Source organism: Telluria sp. LT2P34 (assembly GCF_059685915.1).
In genome coordinates this window covers 46,535-62,892 of sequence record NZ_JCASIN010000009.1, presented here as the reverse complement: position 1 = coordinate 62,892, position 16,358 = coordinate 46,535, and the positions used below count along the sequence as shown (strand labels likewise).

General features: G+C 62.5%; 14 protein-coding genes. 10 read left to right on the top strand and 4 right to left on the bottom strand.

Annotated elements, in window-relative coordinates:
* Positions 1-80: 80 nt before the first annotated feature.
* Both AC56KZ_RS18925 and AC56KZ_RS18920 read left to right on the top strand, forming a co-directional pair.
* Positions 81-983 carry a ThiF family adenylyltransferase gene (locus AC56KZ_RS18925; protein ID WP_497163735.1) on the top strand — a complete coding sequence of 301 codons (903 nt, stop codon included), beginning with the start codon at positions 81-83 and terminating at the stop codon, positions 981-983.
* Positions 980-2,056, top strand: a complete 1,077-nt coding sequence (locus AC56KZ_RS18920; protein WP_497163734.1) for a nitroreductase family protein — start codon at positions 980-982, stop codon at positions 2,054-2,056. Before AC56KZ_RS18925 ends, AC56KZ_RS18920 begins: the two co-directional genes overlap by 4 nt.
* 84 nt (positions 2,057-2,140) lie before the next feature.
* Here AC56KZ_RS18920 and pepA (AC56KZ_RS18915) read toward each other — a convergent pair whose 3' ends face one another.
* The 4 genes from pepA (AC56KZ_RS18915) to AC56KZ_RS18900 form a co-directional block, all read right to left on the bottom strand.
* Positions 2,141-2,992: a flocculation-associated PEP-CTERM protein PepA gene (pepA, locus tag AC56KZ_RS18915; RefSeq protein WP_497163733.1), complete on the bottom strand. Its 852-nt coding sequence runs from the start codon at positions 2,990-2,992 to the stop codon at positions 2,141-2,143.
* A 221-nt stretch (positions 2,993-3,213) separates the two neighbouring features.
* Positions 3,214-4,062, bottom strand: coding sequence for a flocculation-associated PEP-CTERM protein PepA (gene pepA, locus AC56KZ_RS18910; RefSeq protein WP_497163732.1), 849 nt, complete (start codon positions 4,060-4,062; stop codon positions 3,214-3,216).
* A gap of 480 nt (positions 4,063-4,542) precedes the next feature.
* Positions 4,543-5,064, bottom strand: coding sequence for an XrtA/PEP-CTERM system exopolysaccharide export protein (locus tag AC56KZ_RS18905; RefSeq protein ID WP_497163784.1), 522 nt, complete (start codon positions 5,062-5,064; stop codon positions 4,543-4,545).
* Positions 5,065-5,327: 263 nt separating this feature from the next.
* Entirely contained in the window at positions 5,328-6,110 is a 783-nt protein-coding gene (locus tag AC56KZ_RS18900; protein WP_497163731.1) for a S1 family peptidase, read from the bottom strand.
* Between the two features lie 386 nt (positions 6,111-6,496).
* Between AC56KZ_RS18900 and AC56KZ_RS18895 the strand changes: the two genes are divergently transcribed.
* From AC56KZ_RS18895 to xrtA, 8 genes are read left to right on the top strand one after another with little or no spacing between them, the layout of a single operon-like run.
* On the top strand, positions 6,497-8,014 hold the full coding sequence (locus tag AC56KZ_RS18895; protein ID WP_497163730.1) for an XrtA system polysaccharide chain length determinant: 1,518 nt from the start codon (positions 6,497-6,499) through the stop codon (positions 8,012-8,014).
* A 31-nt stretch (positions 8,015-8,045) separates the two neighbouring features.
* Positions 8,046-9,077 (top strand): XrtA-associated tyrosine autokinase, encoded by a 1,032-nt coding sequence (locus tag AC56KZ_RS18890; RefSeq protein ID WP_497163729.1) that lies wholly within the window; start codon positions 8,046-8,048, stop codon positions 9,075-9,077.
* Positions 9,058-10,620, top strand: a complete 1,563-nt coding sequence (locus AC56KZ_RS18885; RefSeq protein WP_497163728.1) for a TIGR03016 family PEP-CTERM system-associated outer membrane protein — start codon at positions 9,058-9,060, stop codon at positions 10,618-10,620. The genes AC56KZ_RS18890 and AC56KZ_RS18885 overlap by 20 nt, the downstream gene beginning before the upstream one ends.
* A 13-nt stretch (positions 10,621-10,633) precedes the next feature.
* Entirely contained in the window at positions 10,634-11,665 is a 1,032-nt protein-coding gene (locus AC56KZ_RS18880; RefSeq protein WP_497163727.1) for an XrtA/PEP-CTERM system-associated ATPase, read from the top strand.
* On the top strand, positions 11,662-12,546 hold the full coding sequence (locus AC56KZ_RS18875; RefSeq protein WP_497163726.1) for an XrtA system polysaccharide deacetylase: 885 nt from the start codon (positions 11,662-11,664) through the stop codon (positions 12,544-12,546). The genes AC56KZ_RS18880 and AC56KZ_RS18875 overlap by 4 nt, the downstream gene beginning before the upstream one ends.
* The gene (locus AC56KZ_RS18870; protein ID WP_497163725.1) at positions 12,543-13,637 is read left to right on the top strand and encodes a FemAB family XrtA/PEP-CTERM system-associated protein; all 1,095 of its coding nucleotides are present in this window, start codon (positions 12,543-12,545) and stop codon (positions 13,635-13,637) included. Before AC56KZ_RS18875 ends, AC56KZ_RS18870 begins: the two co-directional genes overlap by 4 nt.
* A 3-nt stretch (positions 13,638-13,640) precedes the next feature.
* Positions 13,641-14,834 (top strand): TIGR03087 family PEP-CTERM/XrtA system glycosyltransferase, encoded by a 1,194-nt coding sequence (locus AC56KZ_RS18865; protein ID WP_497163724.1) that lies wholly within the window; start codon positions 13,641-13,643, stop codon positions 14,832-14,834.
* The gene (gene xrtA / locus AC56KZ_RS18860; protein ID WP_497163723.1) at positions 14,825-16,357 is read left to right on the top strand and encodes an exosortase A; all 1,533 of its coding nucleotides are present in this window, start codon (positions 14,825-14,827) and stop codon (positions 16,355-16,357) included. Before AC56KZ_RS18865 ends, xrtA begins: the two co-directional genes overlap by 10 nt.
* Position 16,358 lies beyond the last annotated feature (1 nt).

Sequence of the window (16,358 nt, the reverse complement as noted above, 5' to 3'; positions counted from 1 at the left end):
GTATCAATATGCGCACCAGGGAGCTTCGCCATCGGCGTCTCCGGGTGCTGCCCCTTTCCTCAGCTTTATCGTTCCAGCACATGACCACTCCTTTTCGCTATGAGCAGGCTTTTTCTCGAAATATTGGCTGGGTAACGCGAGAGGAGCAGGCGCTGTTGCGAACCAAGCGGGTTGCGATCGCAGGCGGCGGCGGCGTCGGCGGGGTCCATGCGCTGACCCTCGCCCGGCTCGGCGTGACCAGGTTTCGCATCGCCGATTTCGATACCTTCGACGTACCGAACTTCAATCGCCAGGTCGGCGCCATGATGTCGACCATCGGGCAGCCGAAGGTCGACGTCATCCGTCGCATGCTGCTCGATATCAATCCCGAATGTGAGGTCGAGGTGTTTGCCGATGGCATCAACGACGCCAACCTGCTCGCCTTCCTCGACGGCGTCGACACCTATGTCGACGCGCTCGATTTCTTTGCCTTCGATATCCGCCAGAAAACCTTTGCGCTGTGCGCTCGGCTTGGCATCCCCGCCAGCACGGTGGCCCCGCTCGGCATGGGCGCGGCGCTGCTGAACTTCCTGCCGGGGAAGATGACCTTCGAGGAATACTTCCAATGGGGCGACCTGCCGGAAACCGACAAGGCCGTCCATTTCGTCGTCGGCCTGGCGCCCGCCGGTTTGCACCGCGCCTACCTGGTGGTGCCCGAAGCCGTCAACTTCGTCGAGCGGCGCGGGCCTTCGACCATCATGGCCTGCCAGTTATGCGCCGGCGTGATGGGCACCGAAGTGCTCAAGATCCTGCTCGGCCGCGGGCGCGTGCTGGCCGCGCCCTGGAGCATCCAGTTCGATGCCTACCGCAACAAGCTGGTGCGTTCATGGCGTCCGGGCGGAAACCGTAATCCGCTGCACCGCCTGATGATCAGGATCGGCAAGAAGCAACTGGCGAAAGATTTGGCGGCGGCGGAACTGACCACCGCGGGAGCGACACCATGAACACGAGCACCAACACCACCGTCGAACAGATCCTGGAACTGGCGCGCTGGGCGCCCAGCGGCGACAACATGCAGACCTGGCGCTTCGAAGTCACGGCGCCCGACCAGCTGGCCGTGCATGCCTATGACACGCGCGACCACTGCGTCTACGACCTCGACGGCCACCCGAGCCAGATCGCCTTCGGCACCCTGCTCGAGACGATCGCGATCGCCGCCAGCGCCCACGGCCTGCGCGCCGACTTCGAACGGCGCCCGGATGCGCGCGCGACGCACCCGATTTTCGACGTTCGCTTCGTTGCCGACCCGGGCATTGTGCGCAGCCCCCTGGTCGATGTCATCGACAAGCGCACGGTGCAGCGCCGTCCGATGCGCACCACCCCGCTGACCGCCGAACACAAGCGCCTGCTGGAAGCGACCGTCGCGCCCGGTTATTCTCTGAGCTGGCTCGAGAGCCGTGACCAGAAGTGGAAAGCGGCCAAACTGATGTTCAATAACGCGCGCCTGCGCCTGACGATGCCGGAAGCGTTCGAGACGCACCGCAGCATCATCGACTGGGAAAACCGCAAGGAGAGTCCGGACAAGGTGCCGGCAGGCGCGCTCGGCGTCGATGCCATGACCTTGCACCTGATGAAATGGGCGATGGTGAGCTGGCGCCGCATGGCCACCGTGAATACCCTGATGGGCACCTGGGCGCCGCGCCTGCAGATGGACCTGGCGCCCGGCATGGCCTGCGCGGCCCACTTCGTGCTCAAAGCGAAGCAGGCACCGCAGTCGATCGACGACTACGTCGCCGCCGGCCGCGCGCTGCAGCGCTTCTGGCTGACCATGACCACGTTCGGGCTATACATGCAGCCGGAAATGACGCCGCTGATTTTTTCGAAATACGCGCGCGAAGGCACGCGCTTCACGGCCCAGCCGAAACTGCAAACGGCGGCGCTGGAATTGCAGCGCCAGACCGAGGCGCTGATCTTCAACGATGCCCTGTTCCCGGTCTACATGGGGCGCCTCGGCTATGGCCCGGCCCCCGACGCCCGCTCGGTGCGCCGGCCGCTGGCCGAACTGATGAAGCGCTGAAGAAAAGAAGCGAAAAAAAGCGGCGGCGACCATGGAGGTCGCCGCCGCTTTTTTTCATCCAGCTACGCTGCGTTCAGGAGGCAATCAAGCCTGCTTGGCGCGCTTGCGGCTGACGATGCCGGCGCCCAGCATGGCGATGCCGAACAGGGCCAGCGAACCTGGCTCTGGAACTTCAGCCAGCTTGAACTGGCCGTTGTTCGACACGAAGAACGCACGGTTGCTGTTAGCGTAGTCACCGCCACCGCAGCCGCTGCCGGTGAAGCCAGCGTATTGGCAAGCCACTTCGCCCACGAGGGTGCTGGTAGGCGAGCCGACGGTGTTAGCGTTGGTGAAAGCGAAGGCCATGATGTCTTCCAGCGACAGGTCCATGCCATTGCCGCGGAAGAAGTAGCCGGCGTCCATGTCGATTGCCTGTGCCAGGACACTCACCTGGCCGTTGTTGACTGGCGAGCCGTTGGCATTGACGTTGCCGCCGCCGCCAGGGAGCACGTTGAACGAAGCGATTTCATTGCCCAGGTTGGCGCCGTAGATGCCTGCGGTGGTGCCGTACTGGTTGGTCGTGTTCTGGAACAGGCGAATGGTACCGCCGCTGAACTGGAACGCGCCGCTGAAGTTACCCTGGCCGGTCGCTTCGAAGAGTGCGCTGATGTTGCCGCCAGCGTAGTTCGATGCGAACGGCTGCCCGTTGCTGTCAGCTTGCAGGATGTTGAACACAGCGTGTTCGGTGAACGTGAAACTATTGCCGCCGGTTGGGGTCAGCTGGATGAAGCCATTGCCGTTCACGTCCAGGTATTCGTTGATCACCTGGCCGCCCGCGAAGCCGCCACCGACTGGGTTAAATACCCAGTTGTTCAGTACGATACCAGCGGCGCTGGCCGAGCCGGCGAAGGTCATTGCAACAGCAGCGGCGCAAGCGATTTTTTTCAGGAATTTCATGATAAGTATCTTTATGTAATTGATTATAAGGTTATAAGCCTACGTAAGCAATTACCGTGCCATATAATATTGTTTCATTAAATCAACGACTTATGCATAACAGACAGTTTTACTCGAACTCGACTGTAAAGAAATCCGACGCCGGTGCGAAGCCGCCGCACAAATGAAAAGAGCGGGCAAGCCCGCTCTTTTCATTTCATTACCCCGCGTTCAAAAAGCAATCAAGCCTTCTTGGCGCGCTTGCGGCTGACGATGCCAGCGCCCAGCATGGCGATGCCGAACAGGGCCAGCGAACCTGGCTCTGGAACTTCAGCCAGCTTGAACTGGCCGTTGTTCGAAACGAAGAACGCGCGGTTGGTGTTGCTGTAGGCTTGGCCGTTGCAGCCGTTGCCAGTGTAGCCAGCGTATTGGCAAGCCACTTCGCTCACCAGCGTGCTGGTAGGCGAACCGACGGTGTTAGCGTTGGTGAAGGCGAAGGCCATGATGTCTTCCAGCGACAGGTCCATGCCGTTGCTGCGGAAGAAGTAGCCAGCGTCCATGTCGATCGCCTTGGCCAGCACACTCACCTGACCATTGTTGATTGGCGAGCCGCTTGCATCGACATTACCGCCGCCACCAGGCAGAACGCTGAACGAAGCGATTTCGTTGCCCAGGTTGGCGCCGTAGATGCCTGCGGTGGTGCCGTACTGGTTGGTCGTGTTCTGGAACAGGCGGATGGTACCGCCGCTGAACTGGAACGCGCCGCTGAAGTTACCCTGGCCAGTGGCTTCGAAGAGTGCGCTGATGTTGCCGCCTGGGAAACGTGCCGCGAACGGCTGGCCGTTGCTGTCAGCTTGCAGGATGTTGAACACAGCGTTTTCGGTGAAGGTGAAGCTGCTGCCGCCAGTTGGGGTCAGTTGGATGAAACCATTGCCGTTCACGTCCAGGTATTCGTTAATCACCTGGCCGGTGGCGAAACCGCCACCGATTGGGTTGAAGACCCAGTTGTTCAGCACGACTTCGGCACTGGCGGCGCCAGCGAAGGACATTGCAACAGCGGTGGCGCAGGCCAGTTTCTTCAGAAATTTCATGATTCGTAATCCTCGTTTAGTTGATCGGTTGGGCAAACACACTCACCTATTAGCAAGTGCCGTGCCAGATTTTAATATTTCATTAGAATCAATGACTTATCTGATCAAAACAAAGGTAACTCAACACGTCTGTAAAGAATCCCGACAGCATATTTCGAATAATAATTCCTTGAGGAATCTGTATTTTTTTTTAAGGAATAAGTCACAATGTTGCTTTTTTCCTGAAGGGCTCGCGGGCTTGTAAGAGCACTCCTACGGACCATGGAATATGATGGAATTTACGTTGCTTGCATAGCGATGGCGGTCCAAAGCCTATTTCCGAGGAAATTTCTCTTCAATATACGCTCGCACATGTCCTTCTATACAGAAGCGTGCATAAGTCATGTTCAGGACCTGCTGCTCACAGCGCGCTTGCGCTGCACCAGAACGACAAACGGCGCCCGAAGGCGCCGTAACGAGAGTATCCAAACACGCAGCTTCTTAGAAGAAGCTTTCCGGAATCACCAGGATATCGCCAGGACGCATCGGCATGTTGGCCGAGATGTCGCCATCCTTGATCAGGTCGTCGAGGCGCACGTTCAGCTTCTGCTGCCTGCCGTCGATGGTGCGGATGATGCTGGCCCGGTTGCCCGAAGCGAACTCGGTGACGCCGCCGACGGCAATCAGGACATCCATCAGCGACATGTCGCGGCGATATGGCAGGGCTTGTGGCTTGGCGGCCTGGCCAATCACCCGGATCTGCTCGCCGTAATTGCCGACGAAACCGGTAACGACGACGGTGACGACTGGTTGCTGGATGAATTTAGCCAGCGCCTTCTCGATGTCGCGCGCCAGTTCGGTCGAGGTCTTGCCCGCTGCCGGCAGGTCTTCGACCAGCGGGGTCGTGATCTTGCCGTCCGGACGGACAGGCACCGACATCGACACTTCCGGATTGCGCCAGACGATGATGTTGACCGCGTCGCCGGGGCCGATCAAGTAATCGGCTGGTACGACACTCGTCATCGAGACGGGCGACTGCGCCGGCGAGCGGAACTTGTCCCACACCGCGCAGCCGGACACGGTCAGGGCACAGGCCGAAGCCAGGGCCAGTTTCGTCAGATTCATCATCATCTTGCTCACTTCATTCCCCTTCACGACAAGCAGCGGCGGCATCGCCAGACTGTTGTTAAAGCAAATTAAAAATTGTTATTTAGCCATCAAACCGGCGTATTGTATCGTAATCATGCAGGCCAATAAGCCATGCACGATTGAAATATTCCATTTTTTTACTTTCGCTGCAACAGCTCATGCACGTACTGGGCCGGGATCGCATAGCTGATCCCGCTCGGGCTGGTAATCGCGTTTTCCTTCAATCCCTTGACGAACACCATATTGATGACTCCGAGCACGGCGCCGGTATCCGGATCGTACACGGGACTGCCGCTATTGCCGGGGTAAGCAGTGCCGTCGAGCTGGAAGATTTTCAGGGGATCGCGCTGCAACTGGGTGATCGCACGCGCATCAAGCCCACGCGAACTCATCGACGGCATGACGAGCGGCGTCACCGCCGACAGCGTGGCGCGGTGGGTAACGTGGTTCAGTCCCAGCACCATCCCGAGAGGGAAACCAGTGAACGCCAAGGCCTGCCCTTCGAGCGCACTGCGCGAGTCGCCCAGGGCCAGTGCCGGCAACGGCGGCCCGCTCGTCAAGCGCAGATGCGCCAGGTCGCGTCCGCGGTCGAGCGCCACCAGGCGTGCCGGCCGGAAGCTGAAGTCACGGCCGGCGCCGACCACGATGCCCAGCTCTTCCATTTTCGCAGCGTCGAGCATGGTCGGCACCACATGCGCATTCGTGATAATGGACAGCCCGTCGCCGACGGCGAAGCCGGTGCCGCTGAACACGACCGAGGGACTACGGGTCTTGAGGAAACTGCCGACACCGACAACCGACGGCTTGAGCGCGGCAATCGTGCGCGCCAGGCCATCGGCGTGGCTGGACGCTGTCGCAGCGCTCAGCGTAAAAACGCCGAAAGCCAACATTAAACGGCGGCGTATTGAGAACTTATTCATGTTGCATTCATTATTTCGGATAGGAATCAATCGTGCAGACCCTTTAGCTATTCCAACATTACAATACTGCAGCTTGATGTTGAGCAAAGACGTGGTCCGGGACGAAAGTCAGGACTTTCGTTTGTAGTAATGCATTGATGTAACGCAACACTTTTGGGAGTTGAAGTTTGTCTGGAAGCAATAATAACGCTCCAGGCGAGGTCTGGCACCCGATTTCAGCGTTGCATTGGGGAATTTGTGTTGTAACGCGCGCTATGCATGACGTTTATTAGCACGATTTGCCTGCATGCAATTGCAATTGCACAAACTACAAGCGATGATGCGTGTTCTTTTGTTGATTGTACGTGCTTGGCTTCCTGCCGGGCACTCATGGCGAGACTGATGAGATGGCAGAGATAACAGCCCTAATCCTGAATTTCCTTAAGGCCATCGGTAAATACCGCTGGCATGCACTGGCCATCACCTGGTTGGTGGCGCTGGTTGGCTGGGCCGTCGTGCTCAAGCTGCCGAACCAGTACGAGACCTCGGCACGCGTGTATGTCGATACCCAGAGCATCCTCAAGCCTCTGCTGGCTGGCATGACGACCTTGCCGAACGTGGACCAGCAAGTCATGTTCATGCGCCAGACCCTGATCAGCCGCCCGAACGTTGAGAAGGTGATGCGCGATACCGACCTCGACGTCAAGGCTGCCAACAGCGACGAAAAGGACGAGATGGTCGATGAGCTGATGAAGAATATCAAGATGGCCGGTACCGAGCGTGACGACATCTACACCATCAGTTATACCTCGCCTGATCCGAAGCTGGCCAAGGACGTCGTCCAGGCTCTGCTGACGATCTTCATGGAAGGCAGCTTCGGCGGCAAGAAGCAGGAGTCCGACAATGCGATCCAGTTTATCGACAACGAGATCCGCAATTACGAGGAAAAGCTGGCCACGGCCGAGAACAAGCTGAAGGAATTCAAGATCAAGAACGTCGGCTTGCTGCCGAATGGCGGCGATTTCGGCACCAAGGTCGCTGCCGCCAACGATGCCCTGAGCCAGGCCCGTCTGGAGCTGGCCGAGGCAGCGCAGTCGAGCAGTGCGATCCGCCGCCGCATGGCCGGCGGCGGCGTCGCCATGAGCAGCGGCAGCGGCCCGCTCGATCCGGAACTGGAAAGCCGCATCATCGCTGCCCAGAAGAGCCTTGACACCTTGCGCCTCCAGTACACCGAGGAGCACCCTGACATCATCGCCACCAAGCGCTTGGTCGAGCAGCTCCAGGCGCGCAAGCGTGAAGATGCGAAGAAGAGCCGTCCTGATCCTGCCGTCGCCGCCAGCCCGATGATGCAGCAGCTGACGGTGTCGCTGTCGGAAGCCGAATCGAAGGAAGCCGCGCTGCGTGCCCGTGTCAGCGAATACGCCCAGCGCGTGGCGGTCCTGCGCGGCCAGAGCACGACGGCGCCCGAAGTCGAGGCCCAGCTGGTCCAGCTGAACCGCGACTACGAGGTCAACCGCGAGAACTATAACCAGCTGGTCCAGCGCCGCGAACAGGCAAAGCTGTCGGGCAACCTGACCTCGGCTACCAACATGATGACCTTCCGCACGATTGAGCCGCCAGTGGCCGCGCTCAAGCCGGTCGGCCCGAACCGCCTGGCGCTGTTCTCGGCCGTGTTCGTGGGCGCCCTGCTTGCCGGCCTGGCTGGCGCATTCCTGATGGCCCAGGTGCGTCCGACCTTCCTGAGCCATGCAGCGCTGCGCGAAACGACCGGCGTGCCGGTGCTCGGATCGATCAACATGCACTGGACCGGCAGCCAGAAGGCGATGCGCAAGCGCCGCCTGATCGGCCTCGGCGCTGCCTTGCTGGCGCTGTTCGGCGCCTATGGCATCGGCGTCGCCGCCATGCTGATGCGCGCTGGCGCGTAAGCGCCGTAACGGAACAATATTAGGAGCGAACGTGAGCATTATCGAAAAAGCGGCCAGCCGCATTGACCACACCCGCGCGCCAGCGCCGGCCCCAGTCGTCGTCGAGCACGGCGACCAGACGGTCGTCCTGCAGCCGCACACGGCACCGGGCGTCGCCACGCCGGGCGTCGCTACGCCGGCCGCCACAACCCCGGCCGCCCTGTCGCACACCCCTGCCAGTGCGCCTGCTGCGCCGGCGCCTGCCCCGCTTGCCCCTGCGGCCGCGCCGCGGGCGGATTCACGCTCCGCACGCGCCGAGCCACGCCTCGAGTCGTCGCGCATGACCACCCCGAAGCCGGGCACGCGCAAGGTCGACCTCGACCTGGCGGCGATGCGTGAAGCAGGCCTGGTGACGGCTGCCAGCGGCCGTACCAGCCTGCTGGAAGATTTCCGCGTCATCAAGCGCCCGTTGCTGCAGCGCGCCTTCACCCCGGCCACCGGTGGCCGTCCGAACAACCTGATCATGATCACCAGCTCGCTGCCGGGCGAAGGCAAGACGTATTCGGCGATCAACCTGGCGATGAGCATCGCGATGGAACTCGACCACACGGTGCTGCTGGTCGACGCCGATGTCGCCCGTCCGTCGGTGCTGCGCACGCTTGGCCTGCCGGCCCAGCGCGGCCTGATGGATATCCTGGTCGACGACAAACTCGACCTGGCCGACGTGATGCTGCGCACCAATGTCGACACCCTGAGCATCCTCCCGGCCGGCACCAGCACGCCGCGCGCCACCGAACTGCTGGCCAGTTCGACGATGAGCAACCTGGTCAACGAGATTGCCCACCGCTATCCGGATCGCGTCATCATTTTCGATTCGCCGCCGCTGCTGCTGACGAGCGAATCGCGGGTCCTGGCCAGCCACATGGGCCAGATCGTGATGGTGGTCGAAGCCCAGGGCACGACCCAGCAAGCGGTCCAGGAATCGCTGCGCCAGCTCGAAGGCTGCAGCAACGTCAACCTCATCTATAACAAGGCGCGGGACATCCCGGGGATCGAAGAGAAGTATGACTACAACTACGGCTAAGCAAATCATCGGCAAGCTGCCCCGGCTTCTGCCGCTGGCAGCGGCGCTGCTGGTGGTGCTGCCGGCCCAGGCGCAGTGGCGCGTGACGCCCGCGCTGTCCGTCACCGAAGTGCTGACCGATAACGCCAACTTCAACAGCAGCCCGAACCGGAACGCCCGCCTGATCACCGAGCTGACGCCTCGGATCAGCGCTTATGGCCAGAACGAATATGTCCAGCTCAGGGCCAATGCGAGCGCCTCGCTGTTCGGCTACGTCGGCGGCGGCAGGGACGATTCGCGCAGGAACCTGGTTCAGTACGACGCGGCCGGCCGCCTGAAGGTGATCGACGAATTCATGTATGTCGACGCCAGTGCGCAAAGCAGCAACCAGGCCATCTCGGCCTTCGGCCTGCTCGGCAAGGAAGCACGCTACAACAACGAGAACGTCACCGACGTCAGTACCTGGAGCATCAGCCCGAATATCAACCAGCGCTTTGGTAACTTTGCCAAGGCCACGCTGCGCTACACCCTGAACAGCGTCAAAGCCGACCGGACACTGTTCGGCAGCAGTACCGCTCACGGTCCATCGTTCAACCTGGCCAGCGGGCGCTCGTGGCAAGACCTGGGCTGGAACCTGAGCTATTCACGCCAGGAAGTCGACAACGAATTGTTTCCAGACACCGCATCGGAAGACGCCCTGCTCGACCTCAACTATCGCCTCAGCCGCACTTTGCGCCTGACCGCCAGCGGGGGCTACGAAAGCTATGACTTCAATGCCATCGGCGGACGCACCGCCGGGCGCTTCTGGTCGGCGGGCTTCGCCTGGCGGCCGTCCTCGCGCACCAGCCTGGACGTGTCGGCGGGTCGCCATTTCTTCGGCAACACCGGCTCGCTGTCGGCCTTGCACCGCAGCCGCCACACGGTCACCAGCCTGAACTACTCGGACAATGTGACGACCGCGCGTGAACAGTTCGCCTCTTCAAGAACGATCGACACCGCGGGCCTGCTCGATTCGCTGTATGCGGCGACGATTCCCGATGCGTTCGCACGGCGGGAGGCGATCGACGCCTACCTGCGGGTCACCGGCTTGCCGGCCAGCACGATCGAAGCAGTGAATTTCCTCAGCAACCGCTACTTCCGCCAGAAGAGCGCCCGGGCCTCGGTGGTCTACACCTGGAGCACCCACAGCACGATCCTGGGCGCCTACGCCAACGAGCGGGTCGCCTTGTCGCCGGCCGAGACCGGCATCGTCCAGGTCGGCACCCCGGCGTTTCCATTTGACGCCAATGTTCGCCAGGTCGGGCTCGATCTCGCCCACAGCTATCGGCTCAACACGAAGACCAGCGCAACGGCCTCGCTGACGGCGTCGCGCGCGCGTTCCCTGGACACCAACATCGAACAGGACCAGCAAACGCTCAGCACGGGCCTGAGGCATATTTTCAGCCGCAAGATGCTGGGAAGTGTCGAACTGCGCCACACGCGCGGCCAGGACGCCTTTGGCCGCTTCGGCGGCAGGCATTACTACGCCAATTCGATCAGCGCCACCCTATCGGCCCAGCTTTAAGTGGAGTGACACGATGTACGAATCATATTATGGATTTTCGGCCAAGCCCTTCCAGCTGCGCCCCGACCCGCACTTTTTCTTCGGCAGCAAGGGCCACAAGCGCGCCATGGCCTACCTCGAGTACGGCCTGTCGCAGGGCGAGGGCTTCATCGTCGTTACCGGCGAAGTCGGTGCCGGCAAGACCACGCTGGTGCGCAACCTGTTCAACAAGATGACGCACGAGCAGATCGTCGCCGCCCACATCGTCAATACCCACCTCGATCCGGACGACACGCTGCGCATGGTGGCCTCGAGCTTTGGCCTGCCCCATGAAGGCGCCACCAAGACCGACCTCCTGACCCGTTTGGAGGCCTTCCTGCACGGCGTCGACCGCCAGGGCAAGCGCGCCCTGCTCGTCATCGACGAGGCGCAGAACCTGAACCCGAAGACGGTGGAAGAACTGCGCATGCTGTCGAACTTCCAGACCGACGAAAAATCCCTGCTGCAGACCTTCCTGCTCGGCCAGCCGGAGTTTCGCGCCACGCTGCACAGCCCCGGCATGCAGCAGCTGCGCCAGCGCGTCATCGCCAGCTACCACCTCGGCCCGATGGATGCGCAGGAAACCCGCGCCTATATCGAGCACCGCCTGCACACGGTCGGCTGGAACGGCGACCCGAGTTTCGACGACGAGGCCCACGCGGCGATCTTCGGCTACACCGGCGGCATTCCGCGCAAGACCAACACCTTGCTCGACCGCGTGCTGCTGATGGGCTACCTGGAAGAATTGCACCACTTTACCGGCGAGCATATCCAGACCGTGATCGACGACGTCAGCGAAGAGTTCCAGCAGCCGGAAGCGACGCGCGCGCCCTCCCTGGCCTCGGGCGCTTCCTTCCTCGACGACGGCATCGGCGGCACGCCGGACCGCCGCGACAGTATCGAAGTGCTCGACGAGCGCATGATGCGCCTCGAGAAATCGGTCGTCTCGGTGCTGTCGATCCTGAAAAAAATCGTCGCCAACCCGCAAGGAGTGCAGGCGGCCCAACACGTGGATACCCAGGAATGAAGATGCAGACCCCCGCAGCCCGGCCGCAGCGCCAGCCGGGCGAGCGCATCCGAAATGCCATGACCTGCGATGTCGAAGACTATTTCCAGGTCTCGGCCTTCGCTCCTTACATCAGCCGCGACAGCTGGCCGGCGCGCGAATGCCGGGTCGAGGCGAACATCGAACGCATTCTCGCGCTGTTTGAGAAAAACGACGTCAAGGCGACCTTCTTCACGCTCGGCTGGATCGCCGAACGCTATCCGGCAATGGTGCGCCGCATCGTCGCGGCCGGCCATGAACTGGCCAGCCACGGGTATGGCCACGAGCGCGCGTCGGACCAGAACCGCGAGCAGTTCGACAACGATATCCGCTCGGCGAAGGCCCTGCTGGAAGACATCGGCGGCCAGGCCGTCATCGGCTACCGCGCCCCGAGCTTCTCGATCGGCCACGGCAACCTGTGGGCGCTGGACGTCCTGAGCGAAGCGGGGTATCGCTACAGCTCGAGCATCTACCCGATTGCCCACGACCACTACGGCATGCCGGACGCACCGCGCTTCGCCTTTTATCCGAACGGCCCGGACGGCCTGCTCGAAGTGCCGATCACGACCGCCATGCTGGGCGGGCGCAAGCTGCCGGCCGGCGGCGGCGGCTACTTCCGCCTGCTGCCTTACGCGCTGTCGAAATGGATGGTCAAGCGCGTCAACGAGATCGACAACGAGCCGGCGCTGTTCTACTTCCACCCGTGGGAAGTCGATCCCGGCCAGCCGCGCCCGGAAGGCCTGGGCGCCAAGGCGCGCTTTCGTCACTACATCAACATCGATCGCATGGAAGGGCGCCTGGCCGCCCTCGCCGGCGATTTCGCCTGGGACCGGATGGACCGGATCTTCCTGAACAAGCCATGAATTCGATTATTGAAAAGTCCCAGGAGTTGCGGACCGAGCGTCCGCACGCCTCGCCTCCGACCCTGCACCTGTTGAAACCGCAAGACCGGGCCCGCTGGGACGCCTTCGTGCGCAGCTGCCCGGACGCTACTTTCTTCCACCTCTCCGGCTGGCAGCCGGTGATCGAGCAGTCCTTCGGCATCAAAACCTGGTTCTATTATGTGGAACGGGACGGCCAGATCCAGGGCGTGCTGCCGCTGGCGCAAGTCAAGAGCCGCCTGTTCGGCCACGCGCTGGGCGCGATGCCGTTCTGCGTGTATGGCGGCGTGGTCGCGCTCGACAGCCAGGCCAAAGTGCTGCTCGACGAAGCAGCCGACAAGCTGGCGCGCGAACTCGGCGCCGGCCACCTCGAATACCGCGGCATGGAACGCGCCCACCCGGACGATCCAAGCTGGCTGACCAAGGAACTCTACGTCACCTTCCGCAAGGCGATCTCGGGCGACGACGAGGAAAACCTGAACGCGATCCCGCGCAAGCAGCGCGCGATGGTCCGCAAAGGGATCAAGCTCGGCCTGCGCGGCGAAGTCGACAGCAATGTCGATCGCCTGTTCACGGCTTACTCGCACAGCGTGCACCGTCTCGGCACCCCGGTGTTCCCGAAAAAATACTTCGCGAACTTGCAAAAAGAGTTCGGCGACGAATGCGAAGTGCGCACCATCGTTACCGAGGACGGCCGCCTGGTCGGCTCGGTACTGAGCTTCTACTGGCGCGACGAGGTCGTTCCCTACTACGGCGGCGGCATGGACCTGGCGCGCGAAGTGGCGGGCAATGACTTCATGTACTGGAATCTGATGCAGGCCGCCGCCGCGCGCGGCAGCCGCCTGTTCGATTTCGGCCGCAGCAAGCTCGGTACCGGCGCCTACGATTTCAAGAAGAACTGGGGTTTTACCGCCCAGCCGCTGCCGTATGAATACAAGCTGTACGGCGCCGATGCGTTGCCGGATAATAACCCGCTGAACCCGAAATACCAGCTCTTCATCAAGATGTGGAAAAAGTTGCCAATCCCACTGGCAAACCTGATCGGGCCACACATCGTTCGAAACCTGGGGTAATCCGTGCAAGACCTGCTGCTACTGATCCACCGGATCCCTTACCCGCCGAACAAGGGCGACAAGATCCGCTCCTACCACCTGCTCAAGCACCTCGCAGGCCAGTACCGCGTCCATCTTGCCACCTTTGTCGACGATGCCGACGATTGGCAGCACGTCCCCAAGGTCGAGGCGATGTGCGCCAGCAGCCACTTCGCACCGCTCAACCCGACGCTGGCGCGCGTGCGCAGCCTCGGCGCCCTGCTCAAGAACCGCTCCCTGTCGCTCGACTACTACCGCGACGCGAGCCTCGAGCGTTGGGTCGACGCCACAGTTGCCCAGCACAAGATTACGCGCGTGCTGGTCTTCTCGTCGGCGATGGCGCAATACGCCGACAAGTATCCGCAGGCGCGCCGCGTGGTCGATTTCTGCGACGTCGATTCCGATAAATGGCGCCAGTACGCCGACCAGAAATCCTGGCCGATGAGCTGGCTGTACCGCCACGAGGCGCGCCAGCTGCTGTCCTACGAACGGCGCGTCGCGCGCGACTACGACGCCTCGCTGTTCGTCTCGGCGCCGGAAGCGGACCTGTTTCGCAAGCTGGCCCCGGAAAGCCGTGAGCGCATCGGCTTCTTCAATAACGGCGTCGACACCGATTACTTCAGCCCCGACACCGTTTACCCGAATCCCTACCAGCCAGGCGAGCGCGCCATCGTGTTCACCGGCGCCATGGATTACTGGCCGAACGTCGACGCGGTGAGCTGGTTCACGGGCGAGGTATTGCCCGCACTGCGCACCCGCTTCGCCGACCTGCATTTCTATATCGTCGGCGCGCGCCCGACCCAGGCCGTGCGCGACCTGGCCAAGCTGCCGGGCGTTTTTGTGACCGGCACCGTGCCCGATGTGCGCCCGTACATCTTCCATGCCCAGGCCTCGGTGGCGCCGCTGCGCATCGCGCGCGGCATCCAGAACAAGGTGCTCGAAGCGATGGCAATGGCGACCCCGGTCGTGGTCTCGCCCCAAGCCCTGGAAGGCATCGAGGCCCGTCCCGACGCCGAACTGGTGCTGGCCGACGGCGCCGAAGCGTTTGTCGACGCCGTCAGCGGCATGCTGGGTGCGCGCCGGGATGACATGGGACGCGCCGCCCGCAGCTGCGTCGAGCGCCAATACAGCTGGCCGAGCAACCTGGCCTGCATCGGAGAGCAACTGGAATGTTCCTGAAACCGCCGCCCGGCGTGGCCGCCAGTTCCGCGCGCCCCGTCGCTACCTCCACGCTGGTCCTGATCGTCCTCGCGCTGCTGGCGCCGCTGGCGCTGTATTTCGGCACCGCGCGGTCGATCGTCGACGTCTGGAACAGTTCGGAAACCTTCGCCCACGGTTATGCCATCGTGCCGATCAGCCTGTGGCTGATCTGGCGCCGGCGCGCCAATTTTTCGCTGATTCCGGCCGCGCCAAGCTGGCCGCCGCTGGTGTTGCTTGCCCTCGCGGGCGCCGGCTGGCTGGTCGCGCGCATCGCCGGCGTACAAGTCGTGATGCAGTACGCGTTCGTCGCCATGTTCCCGCTGGCGGCCTTTGCTCTGCTCGGGCGGCGCCTGGCCGGCTCGTTCGCCTTTCCGCTGCTGTTCCTGCTGTTCGCAGTGCCCTTCGGCGAAGTCTTCGTCGATCCGCTGATCGGCATCACCGCCGACTTCACGGTCTGGGCGGTGCAGATGACCGGCATTCCGGTGCTGAGGAATGGCACCCGCTTCGACCTGCCCACCGGCAGCTGGTCGGTCGTGGAAGCCTGCAGCGGCGTGCGCTACCTGATCTCCTCGATCACGCTCGGCTGCCTGTACGCTTACCTGACTTACCGCTCGAGCACGCGGCGTGCGCTGTTCATCGGCCTGTCGGTGATCGTGCCGATCATCGCCAACGGTTTGCGCGCCTACATGATCGTCATGATCGGCCATTTTTCCGGCATGGAGCTGGCTACCGGCGTCGACCACCTGATCTACGGCTGGCTATTTTTCGGCATCGTGATGTTCCTGATGTTCTGGATCGGCAGCTACTGGCGCCAGGAAGAGGCGCCGGCGCCTGTCGCCGCCACCCAGATTGCACAGGCGGCGGCGCAGTCGAGCCGCTCGCCCCTGCCGATGGCCTTTGCGGTCGTTGCCGTGGCCGCCATCTGGCCGGCCTTTGCTGTCTATAACGATCGCGCCAACCACAATCCGCAGGCGGTGAGCCTGGGCCTGCCGCAACTGGCCGGCCTCGACGCCGGCGCCAGCTTCCCGGGCTGGGAACCGGATTACATGACGCCGGACGCCAAAGCGGCCGCCGTCTACACCGAAGGCAGCCGCTTGGTGAAACTGCAGGTGCTCTACTACCGCAATCAGGACAAGACCAAAGGCCTGATCAGTTCGATCAACCGCCTGACCGGCCCGAAGGATGCGTGGCACGCGACCGATAGCAGCAGCCGCCTTGAAAGCGGCCTGGCAGTGCGCGAAACCACCCTCGCCGGTCCCGGCGGGCCGCTGCTGGTCTGGCACTGGATGTGGATCGATGGCCGGAACACCACCAGCAACATCGTCGGCAAGCTGTACCAGGCCCGAGGCAAACTGCTGTTCCATGGCGACGATGGTGCATTGGTGCTGCTGGCCACGCCCATGAACGACGACCCGCAGGCGGCACGCGCTGCGCTGCGCGCCTTCATGGCCCGGGGCGGCAGCGCCATCGATGCCACGCTGCAGCAAACGCGGGGGCGCTAGG

Excerpts from the sequence above, each read along its gene's own strand:
- pepA (WP_497163733.1), bottom strand. The coding sequence starts at position 2,992 with ATGAAATTCCTGAAAAAAATCGCTTGCGCCGCTGCTGTTGCAATGACC.
- AC56KZ_RS18895 (WP_497163730.1), top strand. The coding sequence starts at position 6,497 with ATGGCAGAGATAACAGCCCTAATCCTGAATTTCCTTAAGGCCATCGGT.
- AC56KZ_RS18900 (WP_497163731.1), bottom strand. The coding sequence starts at position 6,110 with ATGAATAAGTTCTCAATACGCCGCCGTTTAATGTTGGCTTTCGGCGTT.
- AC56KZ_RS18885 (WP_497163728.1), top strand. The coding sequence starts at position 9,058 with ATGACTACAACTACGGCTAAGCAAATCATCGGCAAGCTGCCCCGGCTT.
- AC56KZ_RS18920 (WP_497163734.1), top strand. The coding sequence starts at position 980 with ATGAACACGAGCACCAACACCACCGTCGAACAGATCCTGGAACTGGCG.
- AC56KZ_RS18875 (WP_497163726.1), top strand. The coding sequence starts at position 11,662 with ATGAAGATGCAGACCCCCGCAGCCCGGCCGCAGCGCCAGCCGGGCGAG.
- AC56KZ_RS18870 (WP_497163725.1), top strand. The coding sequence starts at position 12,543 with ATGAATTCGATTATTGAAAAGTCCCAGGAGTTGCGGACCGAGCGTCCG.
- xrtA (WP_497163723.1), top strand. The coding sequence starts at position 14,825 with ATGTTCCTGAAACCGCCGCCCGGCGTGGCCGCCAGTTCCGCGCGCCCC.
- AC56KZ_RS18925 (WP_497163735.1), top strand. The coding sequence starts at position 81 with ATGACCACTCCTTTTCGCTATGAGCAGGCTTTTTCTCGAAATATTGGC.
- pepA (WP_497163732.1), bottom strand. The coding sequence starts at position 4,062 with ATGAAATTTCTGAAGAAACTGGCCTGCGCCACCGCTGTTGCAATGTCC.
- AC56KZ_RS18905 (WP_497163784.1), bottom strand. The coding sequence starts at position 5,064 with ATGACGAGTGTCGTACCAGCCGATTACTTGATCGGCCCCGGCGACGCG.
- AC56KZ_RS18880 (WP_497163727.1), top strand. The coding sequence starts at position 10,634 with ATGTACGAATCATATTATGGATTTTCGGCCAAGCCCTTCCAGCTGCGC.